Genomic DNA, 21471 nt, shown 5'->3' on the forward strand with positions numbered 1-21471 from the left:
TGAGTTTTTATGTATATTTTGTAAAAATAGAAAAAGTGTGTTTACATTCAGTTTACATTTGTATCGTATTCTAATTTTAGAAAGAACAGTTTGGTTTAACACGAGGAGATGAACAGGAATGGAAGTTAGAAATGAAATGAAGAAAAAAGGGAGTTGGAGGCAGTTTTTACGCCTTATTCAAGATACAAATCCTCCGAAAGGAATTTTAGTTTTTGCGTTATTAATGAGTTTGCTTTCTACGGGAGCGAGTTTATTTATTCCTATGCTTACAAAAGGATTAGTAGATAATTTTTCGCTTTCTTCAATTAGTGCAGGACAAATTGTTGGATTAGTTGCTTTCTTTGTAATGCAAACTATTGCGGCAGGGTTGTCTATATATTTACTAAATTATATTGGGCAGAAGATTGTAGCGGGACTAAGAGAACGTTTGTGGAAAAAGGTACTTATCTTGCCGGTATCTTATTACGATCAAAATAGAACAGGTGATACAATTAGCCGTATGACGAATGATACAGGTGTAGTGAAAACGTTAATTTCTGAGCATTTGTCAAACTTATTAACAGGTGGTATTTCAATTGTTGGATCGTTAATTGTATTATTTGTTTTAGATTGGAAAATGACTGCGTTACTTTTAACGGTTATTCCGTTGTCTGTGTTAATCTTAGTTCCACTTGGACGAAAAATGTATAAGATTTCAAAAGCGCTTCAAGATGAAACGGCATCTTTTACAAGTGTGTTAACGCAAGTGTTATCAGAAATTCGTTTAGTGAAATCTTCAAATACAGAAAAAAGAGAATATGAAACGGGTAACACAGGTATACAAAAGTTATTACAATTTGGTTTGAAAGAAGGAAAAGTGCAAGCATTAATTTCGCCAGTTATGTCGTTTGTTTTAATGGCACTACTTGTTATTATCGTAGGATATGGCGGGATGCGAGTTTCTAGCGGTGCATTAACAACTGGTGAACTTGTAGCGTTTATTTTGTATTTAGTTCAAATTGTAATGCCGATGAGTCAATTATCTATGTTCTTTACACAATTCCAAAAGGCAATTGGTGCGACGGAAAGAATTAGTACGATTTTAGAATATGAAGTAGAAGATCATGAAACTGGTGTGAAAGTGACAAATGCTAAGCAACCGATCGTTCTTGAAAATGTACATTTTGAGTATAACGAAGAAGAGCAAGTTTTAAAAAATATTGATTTCACAATTGAATCTGGAAAAGTGACAGCGATTGTAGGACCAAGTGGTAGTGGGAAAACAACGTTATTCTCATTATTGGAACGTTTTTATGAGCCAACCAGTGGTGCCATTAAATTAGGAAAAGAATCAGTTACGAGTTATTCATTACAGTCATGGCGACGTCAAATCGGTTACGTATCACAAGATAGTCCGTTAATTGATGGAACGATTCGTGATAATATTTGTTATGGCGTTGAGGGCGAAGTAACGGATGAAGAAATTGAAAAAGTAGCAGCAATGGCATATGTTGATGCATTTATTTATGACTTACCAAACGGTTATGCAACAGAAGTTGGAGAACGTGGTGTGAAGCTTTCTGGGGGACAAAGACAGCGAATTGCCATTGCCCGAGCGTTACTTCGAAATCCGCAAATTCTTATGCTAGATGAGGCGACTTCAAGCTTAGATAGTAAATCTGAGTCTGTCGTTCAAAAAGCGTTAAATAACTTAATGAAAGGCAGAACAACGTTAGTAATTGCGCATAGACTTTCTACTGTTGTAGATGCAGATAAAATTGTCTTTATTGAGAAAGGGAATCTTACAGGTAGTGGTACGCATGATGAATTATTACAGACGCATGATATGTATCGTGAGTTTGCAACGCAGCAATTGAAAATTAAAGAGGGTGCATTATAAAATGAATCATCAGTGAGATTTTACTCCACTGATGATTCATTTTTAAACAATATATTAGATGCTAAGTAGAAAGGAAATGGTTCCTTTGATACCTAAAATTTTAATAGTAGACGACGATCCACACATTAGAGAACTCGTTTCTGTATTTTTAGAACGAGAAGGTTTTCAAACATATGAGGCAATTGATGGAGTAGATGCACTTCAGAAAATGGATGACGTAAAAGTCGATATGGTTATTCTTGATATCATGATGCCAAATATGGATGGGTTTGATGTATGTTTTGAATTAAGAAAATACTATGATATCCCGGTTCTGATGCTAACGGCCAAAGGGGAAACATCACAAAAAGTAAAAGGATTTCACCTTGGGACAGATGATTATCTTGTAAAACCATTTGACCCTATAGAACTAGTAATGAGGGTAAAGGCATTATTGAAACGTTACCAAATTACAGTTTCCCAATCGATTCAAGTTGGAAATGTATTATTAAATCGTAAAACATTCGAAGTTACATCTGGAGAACAAACGGTTACGTTACCGTTAAAAGAATTTGAGCTGCTCTTTACTTTAGGGTCTAAATCGGGAAGAACTTGTTCGAGAGAGCAATTAATTGAAGAAATATGGGGATATGATTTTGAAGGGAATGAACGTACACTAGACGTTCATATTAATCGGTTACGTGAGAAGTTTCAAGAAGAGCAGTCGAAATTTAGTATTAAAACAATAAGAGGATTAGGGTATCGCTTAGAGGTAAGTAAATGAGAAAAAGAAAACGATTGAGTAAGTTGAAGATGCTGAAAGTATTTGGAGCGGTATTAGCGCTCTTTTCTTTTCTTACTATCATTTGGTCTATCGCATTTTATGTAGCAACTAGTATATTGAATGTTTTTGACGTAAACGTATCGCCGTTTGTTACCTTTCTAATTAGTGATATGGTCGGTTTTGTATTTATTATTTTTATTTGGACATTGATTGGAATATTAATGAGACCAAAACGAGAGGCGATGATTTGGACTATTATTGAACCGATACAAAAAATTGCAAAAGGAGACTTCTCCGTAAAAATAAGAAATGAAGAAAAGTATGATGGTGAAATTGGCGTGCTCGTAAAAAGTATAAATGATATGACAGATGAACTGAATACGATGGAGAAAATGAGACAAGAGTTTGTATCGAATGTTTCTCATGAAATACAGTCACCATTAACTTCTATAAAAGGATTTGCTAGAGCACTACAAGACGATAATCTTTCTGAGGAAAAAAGAAAGCATTATCTTACCATTATTGAAACTGAAACAACGAGATTATCTAAACTAAGTCAAAACTTATTGAAGCTAACTCTTTTAGAATCAGATGAGTATACACCAGAAAGAGTGAGCTATCGATTAGATCAACAATTAAAGCAAATTGTGTTAAATAGTGAACCACTCTGGGCTGAAAAAGAAATTGAGTTAGAACTAGATTTAGAAAAAGTACATGTTATTGCTGACCAAGAAAGTATGAGTCAAGTGTGGATTAATTTAATTCATAATAGTATTAAATTTACTCCAAGCGGTGGTACAATTACTATTCAGTTAAAGGAACATGAGACAGTAGTGGAAGTGCTTATCCGTGATTCAGGAATTGGTATATCAGAAGAACAGAAACAACATATTTTTGAGCGTTTTTATAAAGCGGATTCTTCACGAAATCGTGCCTATGGAGGAAGTGGCTTAGGTTTAGCTATTGTAAAGAAAGTACTCGACCTTCATCAAGGAGAGATAAAAGTGGAGAGTGAGGAAGGAAAAGGTACTGAATTTATTGTGCGTATTCCTAATTATGAAGAAAAATAGTGTAGTGATAAAGAACCATTTTTTATTTCATACGCAGACACTCTTTTATGAGGAGGGTGTCTTTATTTTGCATGAATAATGATAAATACGTGCAATGAATGCATAGTAATTTTCTATAGTTACCTATAAGTAACCTACGCACATGAAAGTGCATCATTGCCTTTTTACATAAACATAGATACAATTTTAATATAATACATAACTGAAATGATTAAGGAGTGTTATACTTGGCAGAATTATTACAAGGCAAAAATGCTTTAATTACAGGAGCAGGTAGAGGGATTGGTCGCGCTGTAGCGATTGCATTAGCGAAAGAAGGCGTAAATGTAGGACTTTTAGCTCGCTCAGAAGAAAACTTAAAAGCTGTAGCGAAAGAAGTAGAAGCAGAAGGCGTAAAAGCTGTTATTGCAACTGCAGATGTTTCTTCATACGAAGAAGTAACAACTGCGATTGAAACGTTAAAAAATGGTTTAGGATCTATTGATATTTTAATTAATAACGCTGGTATTTCTAAATTCGGTAAGTTTTTAGAACTAGACGTTGCTGATTGGGAAAAAATCATTCAAGTAAACTTAATGGGTGTATACTATGCAACTCGTGCAGCTTTACCGAGCATGATTGAACAACAATCTGGTGATATCATTAACATTTCATCTACAGCAGGACAAAAAGGTGCACCTGTAACAAGTGCATATAGTGCTTCTAAATTTGGTGTCCTTGGCTTAACAGAATCGTTAGCGATGGAAGTTCGCAAACATAACATTCGTGTAACAGCTTTAACTCCAAGTACAGTAGCAACTGATATGGCTGTAGATTTAGGATTAACTGATGGAAACCCTGATAAAGTAATGCAAGCGGAAGATATTGCAGAATTTATCGTAGCGCAGCTGAAATTAAATAAACGTACATTTATTAAATCTGCTGGACTTTGGTCTACTAATCCATAGGAATTAAATTTAACTTTAAAAGAAGGGATATCTATTCTGTAAGGGGTAGGTGTCCCTTCTTTATTTTTTGTATTCGAGACAGAATTTTCTGTATAATTAAAAGTGAATGGTAGAAAGCATTGGTAAATTGAAAGGAATGGTAGTTGTAAAAGAGTGATGTAAGGAGGGAAAAGGGATGAAAAAGAAGTTTCAAAAATTATAACATGTATCGTGTATAACGAGATTAGCTCGTGGACCTCCAGTATACATAGCATTATATTGTATATTAAAAAATTGGAGGCTATAAATAGATGAGAACTGAAAAAGAAATGCTAGACGTAATTATAAATATAGCAAAAGAGGATGAAAGAATTCGAGCAGTTATCATGAATGGATCGCGTGTAAATCCAAATGTGAAAAGAGATTGTTTTCAAGACTATGATATTATGTATGTTGTAAATGATATACAATCTTTTACGTCTAATCATAATTGGATTCATAGATTTGGAGAAATAATGATTGTACAAATGCCAGAAGAAATGTCGTTAGTTCCACCAGATGAAGACGGGAAGTTTCCATATTTAATGCAGTTCATGGATGGGAATAGGATTGATTTAACGCTAGTTCCAGTTGAGTTAATACAAAAGTTCGTTGGACAAGATAGTTTAAGTAAACTGCTTCTTGATAAAGATAATTCTCTGGAAGAATTCCCACCAGCAAGCGATAAAGATTACTTAGTAAAAAAGCCTACAGAAAAAGAGTTTTTAGATTGCTGTAATGAATTTTGGTGGTGTAGTACGAATATCGCAAAAGGGTTATGGAGAGAGGAGCTTTCTTATGCAAAAGGAATGCTTGAAGGACCAGTGCGAGATATGTTCATCGTAATGCTAGAATGGTATATTGGTATGAAAACAGACTTTACAGTTAATACAGGGAAGTTTGGAAAGCATTTTGAGCAATATATTGAAGAAGATATGTGGGAGCAATTTAAAAGAACATTTTCTAATGCAGAATATGAAAACATATGGGATTCATTCTTTGTCATGGGTGATTTATTTAGGGAAGTGGCGAACGAAATTGCTAACACGTATGAATATCAATATCCGCAAGATGATGATGATAAAGTGACGAACTATTTAAAACATGTGAAAGCTTTGCCAAAAGATAGTACATCGATTTATTAATAATAGTAAGCAGTAAGACTGTCCTAATTAAGGACAGTCTTATTTTTGTTTATGAATAACAATTTCTCTAACAAAGTGCAGATGAATCACATATGAAAATTTAGGGAGGTTTTTTATCATGTATTATTTTTATTCGCCAGAAATGTTTGCTCCATATCAATGGGGACTAGAACGAGATGTTTCGTATGCTTATATGCCATATAACTCATTTTATTATGGAGACTATATAAGCGCATTGCCATACGCATATATCCCTCAAAGCTATGAAGTACAAATGAAAGCAGATGATCGTGGATCGTGGACACCATTTACATGGGTTGAAAAATATGCGTACGCATTTTCAGGACCGTATAATAAAGCGGAAGTAGCTCTTACATTTGATGATGGACCAGATTTAGAATTTACGCCAAAAATATTAGATAAGTTAAAACAACATAATGTAAAAGCTACTTTTTTCTTACTTGGTGAAAACGCAGAAAAATTTCCGAACGTAGTAAAGCGTATTGCAAATGAAGGGCATGTAATTGGTAATCATACGTATAGTCATCCGAACTTAGCGAAAGTAAATGAGGATGAGTACCGTAATCAAATTATAAAAACGGAAGAAATATTAAATCGTTTAGCTGGTTATGCACCGAAGTTTATACGTCCGCCATACGGTGAAATACTTGAAAATCAATTAAAATGGGCCACAGAGCAAAATTTTATGATTGTACAGTGGAGTGTTGATACGGTTGATTGGAAAGGTGTGAGTGCTGATACGATTACAAATAATGTGTTAGGGAATTCATTTCCTGGAAGTGTCATCCTCCAACATTCAACACCAGGTGGGCATTTACAAGGATCTGTAGATGCACTAGACAAAATCATTTCGCAGTTAAAAACGAAAGGGGCACGTTTTGTAACACTTCCGAGTATGTTCCAGACATCAAAAGAGAGAAAGTGAATGTGTTATGAATTGGAAAAAATAGGGTTTTGTCGTATAATGAAAGTGTAAGTTAGGGGGGATCTAATTGATTTATGCACTAGTAAACATAGGAATAAGCATATTGATTAGTATTATTTTTATACTTGCGGCAATTATTCTTCAAAAAAATCCACCGACCGATATTAATGCGGCATATGGTTATCGTACGAAACGATCTATGAAAAATAAGGAATTATGGGGTGCGGGTAACAGGTATAGTGCAGAAGTGATGAAGCAAAATGGATTCATCATGATGTTAATTGGAAGTGTTATTAGTATACTGTTTAGATATCCACATACAATAATAGCGATTATGGTGGTTATGCTGTTATTATTTATTCGTTTATTTATACAAGTAGAGAATAAATTAAAGATACTTGAACAATAATAAAAAAAAGGACTCTACGCAATATTATGCTAAGAGTCCTATTTTATTTATAAACTATTATTTTTTAATAATTCTTTTCCTTTCTCTATAACAAATTCATAGTATGCAAGATCATACGGGTAAATATCTTCAAATGTTATTGTAATTGGTTTATTGTTTAAAACAGAAATAGCTGTAAAAGATGAAATTTCTCCATTTAATAGTTGTAGAAAAGAAGTTGCATGTACTTTCATCACATCGTCTACTTCTTCACCTGGTGCGAATGGAAGTGGATTGATGACATTGTGGAAATACATATGACAAAACTCGCGATCCGTAAGATTTGAAATTTCATAATCTATTTTAAAAATGCCCTTGTATGCTAAATCAGTCGTTTGGAAAGAAAGCCCTAATTCCTCTTCAATTTCACGAAGACCACCACTTTGTACATCTTCATCATGCATAATATGTCCGGCTGAAGTAATATCCCAAATGTTTGGAGCTTCTTTTTTATTTTTAGAGCGTAATTGGAAATATAAGAATATATCTTTAGCATCTTTTTCTACAAACCAACAATGAAATGTTTCGTGCCAATCACCGTCACGATGCACTTCATCGCGTAATTTCTTCCCAAGTGTATTTCTTTCAGAATCAAATATTGTTAACCACTCTGTCATTTTAATTCCCCTTTCTGCAAATTTTATTATACAATATTCGTATTGAATTTTGGGAAAATAAAGAAAAAGGGGCGATTATAAGTGGAGATAGAGCGTATGGAAATAAAATCGATTATTTCAACAGAGGAAGAGTTACGGAAAATATTGGGGAAACCAAGTGAGCGAGCATTGAAAAAAGTTATTTCATCATTAGACCACCATTGTGTAGATTTCCTTTCTAAATCTCCTTTTCTAGTATTATCTACTGCAAATAAGTTGGGGGAGTGTGACGCCTCGCCGAGAGGAGACGCACCTGGATTTGTATACGTACTCAATAATAATAAAATTATCATTCCAGAAAGGCCAGGAAATCGCCGTATGGACTCCATTTTGAATATTATTTCAAATCCACGTGTAGGACTAATCTTTTTTATTCCAGGTCTTGGGGAGACACTCAGAATAAATGGCCGAGCGTATATTACAAACGACGAAGAAATTTTGAAAGAAATGCAGGCGAATGGACGTAATCCGTTGCTTGGAATTGTTGTTGAAATAGAAGAGTGTTACATTCATTGTGCAAAAGCGTTTATTCGTTCTAAGATGTGGGATCCAGAATCTTGGTTACATAAAAAAGAGTTACCTTCAGCGGCAAAAATGTTGTTAGAGCATGCGAAAGTGAATGCTTCAGAAGAAGATGTTGCACGTTCTTTAGAAGAAAGTTATACCAAAAGATTGTATTAAAAATTTTATTGATATAATTTTGTAAGGTGAGTATGTACGGGTTTTAGAATGGGAATTTATCCCGCATTAACGGGCAGTAACACCCCTACCTCAAAATTCAGCGAAAGCAAAGAAGTTAGGTGGGGATCAACTGCCGGTAAAAGCCCGAATGGTGAAGGCTAATAATCAGTGGGGATGAACAAAATCCCCACTGATTAAAGTTTCACTTTATATATGAACCGTTGATTTATAAACTGGAGAAATGACAAAATAGGTAAATTGAGTGGCAGTTGCATAATGCTATTGTGAAATATAATAAAAAATTATTTTGAAAATAGTTAGTAAAAATAGGCTTGCTTTTTAAAAATTTGATAACTATAATAAATTAACAAATAGACATGAACGAAAAAGTAATGATAAGGACACGAAATCATTTTTACGGTTTACAGAGAGGGAAGCCAAGGGTGTGAGCTTCCTAACACGAGAAATGATTTTACCACCTTTGAACTTCAATAGTGAACGAGTAATCTAGTAATTATTGGCGGTATCAGCCGTTATCTGAACTTGAGCAATCTAGGAGGAAATACGTCTAGATTGGAACAAGGGTGGAACCACGAAAACACATTCGTCCCTTTCCTAGGGATGAGTGTGTTTTTTTATGGTATAAGAGATTGAAAATTTAAAATAATTAAAAATAGTATTGATTTTGTTTTTTATGCGAGTATAATGAGTTAACAAATAAACATGAACGAAAAAGTAACGATAAGGACACGAAATCATTTTTACGGTTTACAGAGAGGGAAGCCAAGGGTGTGAGCTTCCTAACACGAGAAATGATTTTACCACCTTTGAACTTCAATAGTGAACGAGTAATCTAGTAATTATTGGCGGTATCAGCCGTTATCTGAACTTGAGCAATCTAGGGAGAAATACGTCTAGATTGGAACAAGGGTGGAACCACGAAAACACATTCGTCCCTTTCCTAGGGATGGGTGTGTTTTTTTACTTTGAAAGGAGGTGCAGTAACATGGAACGATTTGTACGTACGGAAATAACCACCACCTGCATGATTAAAAAGCAGAGTAAGGTGATTGATAGAGATAAATAATAAAATTGTAGGAGGAGATTAGAAGATGAATAACGTTATAAATGTTGGGGTATTAGGTTTAGGTACGGTCGGAAGTGGTGTTGTCCATATTTTGAAAGAACATTATAAAAAAATCGCTCTTGATACAGGATACGAAGTGAAAGTGAAAACAGTCGTTGTACGTGATTTGGAAAAAGAACGCGATGTTTGTATTGACGGAATTGCAGTAACAAGTCATGCAGATGAAGTTCTAAATGATTCAAATATTGATATTGTAGTAGAGGTAATGGGCGGAATTGAAGAAGCAAAACAGCATATTGTTAAGGCTTTACGAAATAAAAAACATGTCGTAACAGCAAATAAAGATTTAATGGCTGTATATGGTGCAGAGCTTCTTCAACTGGCGAACGATAATGATTGTGATTTATGTTACGAAGCGAGTGTAGCGGGCGGTATTCCAGTGTTAAGAGGATTAACGGATGGATTAGCTTCAGATCAAATTGAAAAAATAATGGGAATTGTAAATGGTACAACAAATTATATGTTAACAAAAATGAGTCAAAATGGATGGTCTTATGAAGAGGCTTTACAGGAAGCACAAAAATTAGGCTTTGCAGAATCGGATCCGACAGCAGATGTAGATGGACTAGATGCGGCGAGAAAAGTAGCAATTCTTGCAAACTTAGGTTTTTCGATGAATGTTTCATTAGATGATGTGCAAGTAAGAGGGATTCGAAAGGTCGAAAAAGAAGATTTACAAATGGCTGAAAAGTTAGGATTTACTATGAAGTTAATTGGTAAGGCTGAAAAACAAGGACCAGCCATTCATTTAAGTGTAGAACCGACGCTTTTACCGAGCCAGCATCCATTATCAAATGTGAATAATGAATTTAATGCGGTGTATGTTCATGGCCAAGCGGTAGGAGAAGTAATGTTTTATGGACCCGGAGCTGGGAAGTTACCGACTGGTTCTGCTGTAGTAAGTGATATTATTTCAATCGTTAAAAATATGAATCAAGTTCCGAAAAATAAAAGTGCGTTAAAAGAACCAGTTCCTTATGAATTACAAGGTGATGAAGAAGTAGTTTCGAAATATTTCTTACGTATTTCATTACGAGATGAGCCTGGGATGTTACAGAAAATAACAGAATGTTTCGTTAATTATTCTGTAAGTTTAAAAGAAGTTATTCAATTACCTTTAAACCGTGAACTGGCAGAAGTCGTGGTTGTGACACATCGAACTTCCAAGTATCAATTCGAACGAGTTTTAGAAGCGATAGAAGCTGTCGCAAGTGAAATAAACAGTTACTACATTATTGAGGAGGAAAAACAATATGTATAAAGGACTATTAAAACAGTATGCGTCTTATTTACCGGTGAATGAAAATACACCTGATGTCAGCTTAATGGAAGGAAACACACCACTTATTCCATTATTAAATATATCAAAACAATTAGGGATTCAGCTATATGGTAAGTACGAAGGAGCGAATCCGACAGGTTCTTTTAAAGATCGTGGCATGGTCATGGCAGTTGCTAAGGCGAAAGAAGAAGGTTCAGAAGCAATCATTTGTGCATCAACAGGTAATACATCAGCATCAGCTGCAGCATATGCGGCACGTCTTGGGATGAAATGCATTATCGTAATACCGGAAGGAAAGATTGCACATGGAAAATTAGCACAAGCAGTTGCCTATGGTGCTGAAATCATTTCAATAGAAGGGAATTTCGATGATGCACTTAAGGCTGTAAGAAATATTGCTGCAGAAGAGCCAATTACGTTAGTAAACTCAGTAAATCCTTATCGAATTGAAGGGCAAAAAACGGCAGCATTTGAAATTTGTGACCAATTGCAAAATGCACCAGATGTTCTAGCTATCCCTGTTGGGAACGCAGGAAATATTACAGCATATTGGAAAGGTTTCTGTGAATATGAGAAAGAAAAAGGTTATAAGAAGCCAAGAATTCATGGCTTTGAAGCGGAAGGAGCAGCTGCAATTGTAAAAGGGCATGTAATTGAAGAGCCTGAAACAATTGCAACAGCGATTCGAATCGGTAACCCGGCAAGTTGGTCATACGCAGTAGAGGCTGCTGAGCAGTCTCACGGTGAAATAGATATGGTATCAGATGAAGAAATTTTACATGCGTATAGGTTATTGGCAAAAACTGAAGGAGTTTTCGCTGAACCGGGATCAAATGCTTCATTAGCCGGCGTAATTAAACATGTTGAATCTGGAAAAATCAAAAAGGGAGAAACAGTTGTTGCAGTATTAACTGGAAATGGTTTGAAGGATCCTGATATCGCTATTTCTTCAAATCAACTAGACATCGCAAGTGTGTCAAATGATATAGAACAAATTAAAGATCATATTAAAGGGGTGATTATGTCGTGATACCATTTAGCGTTCGTGTCCCTGCTAGTACGGCGAATGTTGGTCCTGGATTTGATTCAGTTGGAATAGCTTTGTCATTGTATTTAGATGTGGTGGTTAAAGAAAAAGTTGATAAATGGCAAGTAATCCATTCCTTTGAAGAATCAATTCCGACAGACGATAAAAATTTAATCGTTAGCACGGCATGTAAAGTATGTCCTTCTATATCACCCCATATAATAGAAGTTACTAGTAATATCCCATTAACGAGAGGGCTAGGAAGTAGTGCATCAGCAATTGTAGCCGGGATAGAGCTTGCGAATCAACTAGGCAATTTGAACTTAACTGCTGATCAAAAAGTTCAAATTGCTACAAATTTTGAAGGACATCCTGATAATGTTGCTGCTTCTATATTAGGTGGAACTGTAATTGGAGCACTTGATGGAAAGGATGTTTCCGTCGTAAGAATTGAGAGCAAGGAATTGGGTGTAATTTCTCTCATTCCGAATGCAGAATTAAATACAGATGAAAGTCGATCTGTATTACCAAAGATGTTTCCGTTTCATGAGGCAGTTAAAGCTAGTGCGATAAGTAACGTATTAGTAGCTGCATTATGTCAAAAGCGGTGGGAAGTTGTAGGTGAAATGATGGAGAGAGACCATTTTCACGAACCATATCGTTTAGAACTCGTACCATTATTACCATCTATTCGTAAATGCGCAAAAGAATTTGGTGCGTACGGCACAGCACTTAGCGGTGCGGGGCCATCTATTTTTATATTAACGCCATATGAGAAACGTCAAGAAATCGCTGAGCAATTAGCGAGAGTATTTACAGATATGAAAGTATGTGAGCTTGAAATCGACCATAAAGGTATTATTGTAAATAAGGAAGAGCATATTGGAACGTAAAGAAAGCTGGCATGGCTAGCTTTCTTTACGTTGCAAACGTATTTTAAATTAGGTTTTTTCGGAAAAAATATAAAACAAATGTTGATTTTGAATAATGTAAGTAAAGAGTGCATTCATTTTGGAGGTGATTAAATGAATAAAGAGTCACCAGAAGAAAAAAGAGAGCGTATGAGACAAAGTGAATTAAAAAGTAATCCTACGGGTTCTTTACGTGACGGACTCAATAGGGCGGAAACGGGTAGTCCAGTTGATATAGCAGGCGGTATGAATTGGAAAGGTACAGGAATAATCATTTTAGTACTACTTTTAGGATACATTGTATACACTTATTTTTTCAGTTGAAGAATGCTTGTTAAAATTTTGATTTGTTTAGTTTCATAATTGTTGAGAAAAAATGCAGTTACTGTATTACATATCTTCTAAGCGAATTATAGTTGTTCATATCAACTTTTAATACTCCAAACAGAGCTAGCAAAATGCTAGCTCTGTTATTTTTTGCCACATTCCTGTAACAAAGCATCTGTATATTCATTGGTGGAGGTGCAGAGGATGAAAAAAATGATAGCGATATGTCTTCTTACAACTATGTCGTTTTCGACTTTAGTCGGTTGTGACGTAAAAGGTAGTAATGCTGTACAAGAGTCTAAAATAAAGAAAGCGACGTATAAAGATTTTACTTATGATGTAAATCCAGAAACATTCACATTAACTGTAGAACATGAGGGGGTAAAGGAACAGGCATCACAACCCCTACCGAAAATGAAGGTATCGAATGTAAAAAAAGAAAAGGATCGTACATCGTGGGAATATCCAGATCAAAAAGTAAAAATAAAATTAGAAAAGAAAAAAGACCACTTAAACATTGAAGTGGAATCGACTGGTGCAGAAAGCTTTACATGGCCGAAAGTAGAAGCTGAAAATTATACACTTCCGTTATGGGAGGGTAAGCAAATTCCGAGCAATGATGAGAATTGGAAGAAGTTTTTAAAGGATGATGCATATTCATTTGCTGAATCATTTTCTATGAAGTTTTTCGCATTAAATGGTTCGAAATATTCAATTGTATATATTGCAACGAATATGTTTAATAATGAATTGAAATTTCATTCGGATCCGAAAATAGGATTTGATTTTACACATGAATTTCCGAGCATAAATAAAAATAAAACATATGGATTTCAATTATATGTGACAAATAATGATGCGGTAAGCATTGCTAAACTGTATAAGGATGATATTGTTCGAAAAGGTGAATTTAAAACATTACAAGAAAAGGCTAGAAAAAATAAAGAAATCGAAAAGTTATATGGAGCGGCGCATTTTTATTTTTGGAATCAAAATGGTTTATTAGAAAATAATATAAATTGGCCAAAACTAAGGGAGCAAATAAATAGCCGGCTGTTTAGTCATATAAAAGAACTTATTCAAAAGAATAGTTCCGAGCCTGGGGAACTGAATGTATTGGATCAAGTAAGTAAACAAGATTTCATTGATAAGTATCAAAAAAATGTTATTTTACGTTATATAAACGAAGTATTATCGATGAAGGAATTTTATAAAGAGGATATTTTTCAAAACGTTAATCAGGAAGCTAGTGTGCTATTAAAGAAAGGTGTAGGTCACTTAACGAATACAGAATTGTATAGCTTAAATAAGCATTTATTAAAGTCGCTACTTGGTGATGCGGTTGAAGAGGTAAGTAAATGGGGTAATGCAGATGGAACGGATATATTAAAGGAAATGAAAGAGGCAGGAATAGAAAAAGCGTGGATTGGTATGCCGAACTGGGAACAAGGATTTATGCAACCTAATTTCGTGACAAAAGCTAAGGAAATGGGGTATTTAGTTGGTCCGTATGATTCGTATCATTCCATTCACGAAAAAAGTGATAAAAATTGGAACACAGCATCCTTTAATGACCCGTCATTATATGAAGAGGCTACTGTAACGAAGAAAAACGGAGAAAAGGTGCAAGGCTTTTTAGGAAGAGGTCGCAAGTTAAATCCGACTTTATCGCTGCCTAGTGTAAAGGAACGCATGAATGATATATTACAAAATGGTCCTAAATATAATTCATGGTTTATTGATTGTGATGCGACAGGTGAAATTTACGATGACTATTCAGCGAAACATATAACGACGCAAGAGCAAGATTTAAAAGCACGTTTAAAACGAATGGACTACATTGCGCAAGAAAAGGGTATGGTCGTTGGTTCTGAAGGCGGAAATGATTTTGCTAGTAGTACGATTGCATTTGCACATGGAATTGAAACACCTGTTATTAAATGGGACGATGAAGATATGCGGAAAAATAAAACAAGTCCGTATTATGTCGGTGGATATTGGTCACCAAATCAAAATGTGCCTGAAAAATATGCAAAACAAGTACCATTGAAAGAAGAATATAAACAAGTATATTTAAACCCAGTATATTCGGTACCATTATATAAATTAGTATACAATGATTCCGTTATTACAACGCATCATTGGGAATGGGGAAGTTTAAAGGTAAAAGATGAAGTTGGAAATCGAATGCTGTCTGAATTATTGTATAATGTTCCTCCGTTGTACCATTTAGATGAAGTAGAGTGGAATAAGCATAAAAAAGAAATTACAGAGCATCTAAAAGTTTGGAATGAAGTTCATGAAAAAGCAGTAAAAGAAGAGATGACGAATTTTGCGTATTTGTCAGAAGATAAGCTAGTACAATCTGTTTCTTATGGAAAAGATATTAAAATCATTGTGAACTTCTCAAATGAAGACATGGAAGTAGAAAAAACGAAAATAAAAGCAAAGTCGGCTTACATTGATAATCAGGGGAAGAAAAGCGTGTATACGCCGTTTGAGAAATAATAACGTCAAATATACTGTATTCATAGAGATTTTATAATTAGCTGGATTCTTTATTCATATCGTTTGTTAAGAAAAAGACATCCTAATTTAAAATGAAAGAGTTAATAAATTTGTAAATTTATATGTTGCGAAGTGCTAAATTTTTGAAATTGGTAAATAGTGACTTGCCAAAAATAAGTACGAGAGTATAATGTGAAATGGAATACGTATTGGGTTTAAGTAGTAACCTTACAAAATTGTAAGGTTAGTGAAAGGAAATTCAATATGAAGATAAATAGACTTACATTATACTTGGTAAAGAGAAAGAGAGGCGAATGGGTATGAGCTCTGAATTAGAACAAAATACGAGAAGTAATAAAAAGCGTTCTAAAAGAAAGTCAATAAAATGGTTCATATTAATTCCATTTTTCCTACTTATTTTTGGAGGAGTAGGATATGGTTCGTTTATATATAATAAAGCAAAAGCTGTTGTAAATGATGCGTATGCAAAAATTGATAAGTCATCAAAGCGTGATAAAGAAGTCGAACCTTTAAAGGATAATATTTCAATATTAATCATGGGTGTAGATGGAAGTGAAATGAGAAAAAGCCAATATGGCGAAGCAGTTCGAACAGATGCACTTTTATTAGCAACAATTAATAAAGATGATAAGTCTGTTAAGCTAGTAAGTATTCCACGTGATTCACGTGTTTACATTCCAACTAGAAAAAAATTAGATAAAATTACTCATGCTCACGTATTTGGTGGCGTAGAAAGCACACGCGATACGGTGGAAAGATTTTTGAATGTACCTGTTGATTATTATGTGAAGTTTAACTTTGAATCATTCGTACAAATTGTCGATTCAATTGGTGGTATTGATATTGATGTACCAGTTACTTTCACTGAACAAGATAGTAAAGACCAAGCTGGTATGATCCATTTAGAAAAAGGTTACCAACATTTAAATGGAGAACAAGCTCTTGCACTTGCAAGAACGCGTAAAATTGATAGTGACGCAATGCGTGGACAGAGACAGCAACTTGTAATAGAAGCAATTGCCAAAAAAGCGATGTCTGTTCAATCAATTAGCAAAATGGGCTCTTTACTAGATGCGGTTGATAAAAATATGAAAACGAACTTAACATTTGACGATATGCTTGCCATTACAAAAAATATGGCAGGATCTAATTTGGAAATGGAAAAATTGCAAATAGAAGGTACAGATAAACGTATCGGTGGTATTTATTATTACATTCCAAATGAAAAAAATGTAAAAGATATTTCAAAAAAATTAAATGATCATTTAGGTGTAACGCCAAAATCAGTCCGAAACGAATAATAAAAAAAGATTGGCTTTTGCCAATCTTTTTTTTGGAATGTATTTGTAACTTTTCTGTAACGATTTTTTAGTTTAGAAAAATTATACTTATATGTATGAGTATAATGGATAGGTAAAAAAGTAAAAGGACATATTCAAAATTTGTGGTAAGGAAAGATATCATATGCAGAAATGGTTAAGCATGATGGGAATTATCTTTATATTGACTGGATGTAAAATGTCTGAAGCTCCAACAAGTCTAATGGAAGCTCCTACAAATGAAAAATGGATTAATGAATTAAAGGAACAAATTGATAAAGATTTACCTGTTAATTATCGCTTACTTACTCCAATGTCTAATAGAGATAAACAGACGACATGGTCAATGAATTTCGAACGAGATAATAAAAAAGAAGCTGTCATCGTATATAAAATACCTAATGAAGATTATCATATATATTTAGCCGTATATGAGAAGAAAAATAATGGATGGAATATGAAGTCAACCTATACATTTGATGGGGAAGAAGTAGATATTGTTGAGGTAGGAGATTTCACAGGGAGTGGAAAAAGAGAACTATTGATAGGAATAACTACCAATCGTGATTTATTAGAAAACACAATGTATGTTTTTTCCAATGAGAGTGACGATATAAAGGAATTTTATAGACAGAAGTATACGAAGTTATTTATAGATGATTTAAACAAAAATGGTTTTAAAGACATAAGCCTTGTTTCGTATATGAAAGATGAACAGTTGAAGGTTCAGTTCATTGAAAAGTTTAAGGTATTGTCAGAGGTTACATTTGATCCGTATATAAATAGTATTCAAAGAATACAAATGGGCCGTATTTCTAAATCATTAAAGGCAGTTGTAATCGATGCGGGAACAGGGGCTCATTCAGGTATAACTTATGTAGCAAAATTTGATCAGGATCATTATGAAGTATTACCTATAGGTGGGAAAGAAGATTTATTTAATGAATATGTTGTAGAAAGTAAAGATGTTAATGAAGACGGCATTATTGAATTTGTTCGTACTGTACGTCCAAAAGGTTGGGAGGATAAATCACATGGTGATAGTCCGCTTTTTGAACGTTACATACAGTGGAGTGAATCTGGAATTAAACCAATTGAAGAACGATATATAGATATAGAAAAAGGGTATTATGTGAAAATTCCTAAAGAGTTAATAGGGAAAATTACAATACCAGATCAGCAAAAAGAATCAAATTCTCAAAAGTTTTTGGATACAAGAACAAATAAAATATGGCTTGAAGTTCATATTTTTAAGCGGAAAGAATGGTTCAATATAAAAGGCTACAGCGCAGCAATTAAAACGGCTTCTCACGTATATGCAGTACCGAAGCAATCGGAATTTGAAAAAGTGAAAGCATATATAAAACCGCTAGCGGATTATCAACAAGAGTAGGAGGTGGGAATTATGTCAAAAATTTTAGTTTTAGAAGATGAATTAACGATCCGTAGCTTTATTGTTTTAAATTTAAAACGTGCTGGATTTTATGTAATAGAAGCTACTACTGGAGAAGAAGCGTTACAGATTTTGAGTGAACAAACTGTTGATATAGCACTGCTGGATGTAATGTTACCGGGGATTGATGGTTTAGAAGTTTGTAAGGCTATCAGGAAAGAAAATAAAAAAATGGGTATTATTATGTTAACCGCACGTGTACAAGATGAAGATAAGGTGCAAGGACTAGGAATAGGTGCAGATGATTATATTGCAAAACCGTTTAGTCCAGTAGTATTAACTGCACGTATACAGTCTTTATTAAGAAGAATAGAAGTACATGAAGAAAAAACGAATATTGTTACGTCAGGTCCATTTTCGTTAAATATTATAGAAGAAAGATTGTATAAAGATGGACAATTAGTCGATTTAACACCTACAGAGTATATGATATTACAGTATTTAATGAATCAGGCTTCAAAGCCAGTTTCGCGTGATGAAATTTTAAATATGATTTGGGGAACCAATTACGTAGGTGAGACGAAAGTAGTAGATGTAAATATGAGACGGTTACGTCAAAAGATAGAATGTAATCCATCAGAACCTGAATTTATTCTTACGGTGTGGGGAAAAGGATATGTGTGGAAGGAAAGTATAAGATGAAACGGAAAGTGACTTTATATTTTATGACGGTCATTACACTTATGCTTGTATTATTTGAAGTTGTATTTTCAGTCTCAATTTATCGATACTATTATAATGGTATTGTGCAATATATAGAGTCTCATGCAAAAACGAGTACACGTTTTTTTTCAGAATACAATTCACTATACTTTATTCGATTACAAGAATATAGTGGTGACATAATTAGTAGCTTTCAATTAGAAGGAACAGAATTACAGTTAATTGATCGTCATGGCTCGGTTATACAATCTTCAAGTGGTGAAAAGGTAGAAGGTAAAGTGAATATTCCGCAATCATTATTAGAAGGTGAAATGTATAACCAAGTTACTATGAAAGGTAATAAAAAACAACTAGAGGTGCTAAGTCCACTTATACATCAAGGACAAACTATTGGTGTTTTAAAATATACGACTGTTTTAACAAATGTAAATAAAAAGATTATTGAAATTATTACGTTTACTATTTCTGTAGGTATTGTTATTTCGGGAGTTGTCTTCTTAATTAGTAGACGTTTGGCAAATTCATTTGTTGAGCCAATTGAATCTATTATTCAGGCCTCTTCACAAATTGCAGAAGGCACATTAAAGCAAAAAATTAAAGAAGATTATCCTGGAGAATTAGGTGACTTGGCACATAGTTTAAATTATATGGCCTATAAAATAGATAAGGCTGAGCAGATAAAAAATGAATTCATTGCTTCTATTTCGCACGAAATACGAACGCCTTTAACAGGAATTAAAGGTTGGAGTGAGACGTTAAAAACAGTAGATCATTTAACAGAAGAAGAAATAAAGCAAGGTATGGGCATTATTTCAGGTGAGACAGATAGATTGATTCATTTAGTAGAAGAATTGCTAGATTTTTCAAGATTACAATCAAATCATTTTAATTTATATAAACAAAAGGTTCAATTGTACGATATACTAGAGGAGACGATTTGGCAATTAACTCCTAAATCGGAAGAGAAGGAAATTCAATTTATTACTACTATAGACCGAATTGAATTGATGGGAGATCGAAATAGGCTAAAGCAAGTTTTCTTGAATATTGTTCAAAATGCAATTAAGTATTCACATAAAAAAAGTACAATACACATTGAAGCGACTAAAATAGAAGGACAAGCAGTGATTAAGGTAAGAGACGAAGGGATTGGAATTGCTAAAGAACATTTACCATATATTGAGCAATCATTTTACCAAATTAATAATCATGCTGCAGGTGCAGGTATTGGTTTAGCTATCGTTAAAAAAATGGTAGAGCTTCATGGCGGTGCGTTTAGTGTTACAAGCAAAGAAGGAATAGGAACAACAATTTTGATAAAACTCCCATTATAATACAAATAAAATCTATTTATATAGTGAAATAAAAATAAATAGATGTATAATTATATTGGGCGATTTATATATAAGATTAATAGGGAGAGGAATTCGATAGAATGGAAAAAGCTTTAAAAATTAAACAAATAGTAGTCGTTTTAATAGCGATTGCCGCAGTAGCTATTGGGTATTACATGTTTCAATCAATTACTTCACCAGCAAAAGCTGTTGCGAAACAAGAAAATGTAGTGCAGCTTGCAAGTGAACAGCCGAAAGTTGAAATGAATAAAACGGCACCAAGTCGTTTTAATGGAAAAGAAAGAAAAGTTGCTTATCTTACATTTGACGATGGGCCAGGGAAATATACGGCCGAATTATTAAATACGCTAAAACAACATGATGCGAAGGCAACGTTCTTTTTAATTGGAGCAAATGTAAAAGAATTTCCTGATTTAGTGAAACGTGAAAATGCTGAGGGTCATTATGTAGGCATGCATAGTATGACACATAATTTCGCAAAGTTATATAAAAATGGCGAGTATGTAAATGAGATGAAAGAAGATCAAGGTTTAATCGCTAATATTATTGGGAAATCACCTAAATTAACACGTCCTCCGTATGGTTCGATGCCTGGATTGAATGAAGGTCTTCGAAATAAAGTGGTAGAAGGCGGATTTAAAGTATGGGATTGGACAATTGATTCATTAGATTGGAAATACAATAAAATGCCAGTTGATGCAGCTGCAGCACAAATTGCTCAAAACGTATTAACAAATGCAACAAAACCACAAGAAGTTATTTTAATGCATGATATTCACCCGCAATCAGTTGCTGCTGTGCCAGCAATTTTAAAGGGACTAAAAGAAAAAGGTTATGAGTTTGAAGCTTATCATGAAGAGAGTCACTTCCCAGTGAACTTTTGGCATGATAACCGTATGTAATGG

At 34.1% G+C, this 21471-nt stretch carries 19 protein-coding genes and 2 other annotated features; of the genes, 18 read left to right on the plus strand and 1 reads right to left on the minus strand.

Annotation, left to right across the window (positions count from 1 at the left end):
• Positions 1-118: 118 nt before the first annotated feature.
• The 7 genes from ACTFRH_RS05835 (at position 119) to ACTFRH_RS05865 (ending at position 7177) form a co-directional block, all read left to right on the plus strand.
• Complete coding sequence (locus tag ACTFRH_RS05835; RefSeq protein ID WP_000453889.1) at positions 119-1879, plus strand: ABC transporter ATP-binding protein; 1761 nt, start codon at positions 119-121, stop codon at positions 1877-1879.
• An 85-nt stretch (positions 1880-1964) separates the two neighbouring features.
• Positions 1965-2642 (plus strand): envelope stress response regulator transcription factor HitR, encoded by a 678-nt coding sequence (hitR, locus tag ACTFRH_RS05840; RefSeq protein WP_000612410.1) that lies wholly within the window; start codon positions 1965-1967, stop codon positions 2640-2642.
• Entirely contained in the window at positions 2639-3712 is a 1074-nt protein-coding gene (gene hitS, locus ACTFRH_RS05845; RefSeq protein WP_001231607.1) for an envelope stress sensor histidine kinase HitS, read from the plus strand. The genes hitR and hitS overlap by 4 nt, the downstream gene beginning before the upstream one ends.
• A gap of 227 nt (positions 3713-3939) precedes the next feature.
• Complete coding sequence (locus tag ACTFRH_RS05850; protein WP_000818985.1) at positions 3940-4659, plus strand: 3-ketoacyl-ACP reductase; 720 nt, start codon at positions 3940-3942, stop codon at positions 4657-4659.
• A gap of 290 nt (positions 4660-4949) precedes the next feature.
• Positions 4950-5822, plus strand: a complete 873-nt coding sequence (locus ACTFRH_RS05855; protein WP_001258537.1) for an aminoglycoside 6-adenylyltransferase — start codon at positions 4950-4952, stop codon at positions 5820-5822.
• 118 nt (positions 5823-5940) lie between these two features.
• Complete coding sequence (locus tag ACTFRH_RS05860; protein ID WP_000291202.1) at positions 5941-6768, plus strand: peptidoglycan-N-acetylglucosamine deacetylase; 828 nt, start codon at positions 5941-5943, stop codon at positions 6766-6768.
• Between the two features lie 67 nt (positions 6769-6835).
• Positions 6836-7177, plus strand: a complete 342-nt coding sequence (locus ACTFRH_RS05865; protein WP_000638562.1) for an SdpI family protein — start codon at positions 6836-6838, stop codon at positions 7175-7177.
• 47 nt (positions 7178-7224) lie between these two features.
• On the opposite strand, the gene ACTFRH_RS05870 is transcribed toward ACTFRH_RS05865, so the two are convergent.
• Positions 7225-7833 (minus strand): NUDIX hydrolase, encoded by a 609-nt coding sequence (locus tag ACTFRH_RS05870; protein ID WP_000141385.1) that lies wholly within the window; start codon positions 7831-7833, stop codon positions 7225-7227.
• A gap of 81 nt (positions 7834-7914) precedes the next feature.
• Between ACTFRH_RS05870 and ACTFRH_RS05875 the strand changes: the two genes are divergently transcribed.
• The 11 genes from ACTFRH_RS05875 to ACTFRH_RS05925 all read left to right on the plus strand — a co-directional run bounded on the left by ACTFRH_RS05875 (position 7915) and on the right by ACTFRH_RS05925 (position 21468).
• A complete protein-coding gene (locus ACTFRH_RS05875; RefSeq protein WP_089148986.1) occupies positions 7915-8553 on the plus strand; it encodes a pyridoxamine 5'-phosphate oxidase family protein in 639 nt (212 codons plus the stop codon).
• A gap of 383 nt (positions 8554-8936) precedes the next feature.
• Positions 8937-9168, plus strand: a binding site (T-box leader).
• Positions 9169-9282: 114 nt separating this feature from the next.
• Positions 9283-9514 (plus strand) — a binding site (T-box leader).
• 151 nt (positions 9515-9665) lie between these two features.
• Positions 9666-10961 carry a homoserine dehydrogenase gene (locus tag ACTFRH_RS05880; protein WP_001066901.1) on the plus strand — a complete coding sequence of 432 codons (1296 nt, stop codon included), beginning with the start codon at positions 9666-9668 and terminating at the stop codon, positions 10959-10961.
• On the plus strand, positions 10954-12012 hold the full coding sequence (thrC, locus tag ACTFRH_RS05885; protein ID WP_000276435.1) for a threonine synthase: 1059 nt from the start codon (positions 10954-10956) through the stop codon (positions 12010-12012). Before ACTFRH_RS05880 ends, thrC begins: the two co-directional genes overlap by 8 nt.
• Entirely contained in the window at positions 12009-12902 is an 894-nt protein-coding gene (gene thrB, locus ACTFRH_RS05890; RefSeq protein WP_000612103.1) for a homoserine kinase, read from the plus strand. Before thrC ends, thrB begins: the two co-directional genes overlap by 4 nt.
• A gap of 132 nt (positions 12903-13034) precedes the next feature.
• Positions 13035-13244 carry a DUF6366 family protein gene (locus ACTFRH_RS05895; protein ID WP_001031483.1) on the plus strand — a complete coding sequence of 70 codons (210 nt, stop codon included), beginning with the start codon at positions 13035-13037 and terminating at the stop codon, positions 13242-13244.
• Between the two features lie 207 nt (positions 13245-13451).
• Positions 13452-15755, plus strand: a complete 2304-nt coding sequence (locus ACTFRH_RS05900; RefSeq protein ID WP_000738157.1) for a glycoside hydrolase — start codon at positions 13452-13454, stop codon at positions 15753-15755.
• 320 nt (positions 15756-16075) lie between these two features.
• Positions 16076-17077: an LCP family protein gene (locus ACTFRH_RS05905; protein WP_002163948.1), complete on the plus strand. Its 1002-nt coding sequence runs from the start codon at positions 16076-16078 to the stop codon at positions 17075-17077.
• A 163-nt stretch (positions 17078-17240) separates the two neighbouring features.
• Complete coding sequence (locus ACTFRH_RS05910; protein ID WP_001174877.1) at positions 17241-18488, plus strand: hypothetical protein; 1248 nt, start codon at positions 17241-17243, stop codon at positions 18486-18488.
• Between the two features lie 12 nt (positions 18489-18500).
• Entirely contained in the window at positions 18501-19190 is a 690-nt protein-coding gene (locus ACTFRH_RS05915; protein WP_000036070.1) for a response regulator transcription factor, read from the plus strand.
• The gene (locus ACTFRH_RS05920; RefSeq protein WP_000824529.1) at positions 19187-20545 is read left to right on the plus strand and encodes a sensor histidine kinase; all 1359 of its coding nucleotides are present in this window, start codon (positions 19187-19189) and stop codon (positions 20543-20545) included. The genes ACTFRH_RS05915 and ACTFRH_RS05920 overlap by 4 nt, the downstream gene beginning before the upstream one ends.
• A gap of 101 nt (positions 20546-20646) precedes the next feature.
• Positions 20647-21468 (plus strand): peptidoglycan-N-acetylglucosamine deacetylase, encoded by an 822-nt coding sequence (locus tag ACTFRH_RS05925; RefSeq protein ID WP_000409482.1) that lies wholly within the window; start codon positions 20647-20649, stop codon positions 21466-21468.
• The last annotated feature ends 3 nt before the right edge of the window (positions 21469-21471 follow it).

The organism is Bacillus cereus group sp. MYBK216-1 (genome assembly GCF_051916495.1).
Classification (GTDB): Bacteria; Bacillota; Bacilli; order Bacillales; family Bacillaceae_G; genus Bacillus_A; species Bacillus_A thuringiensis_K.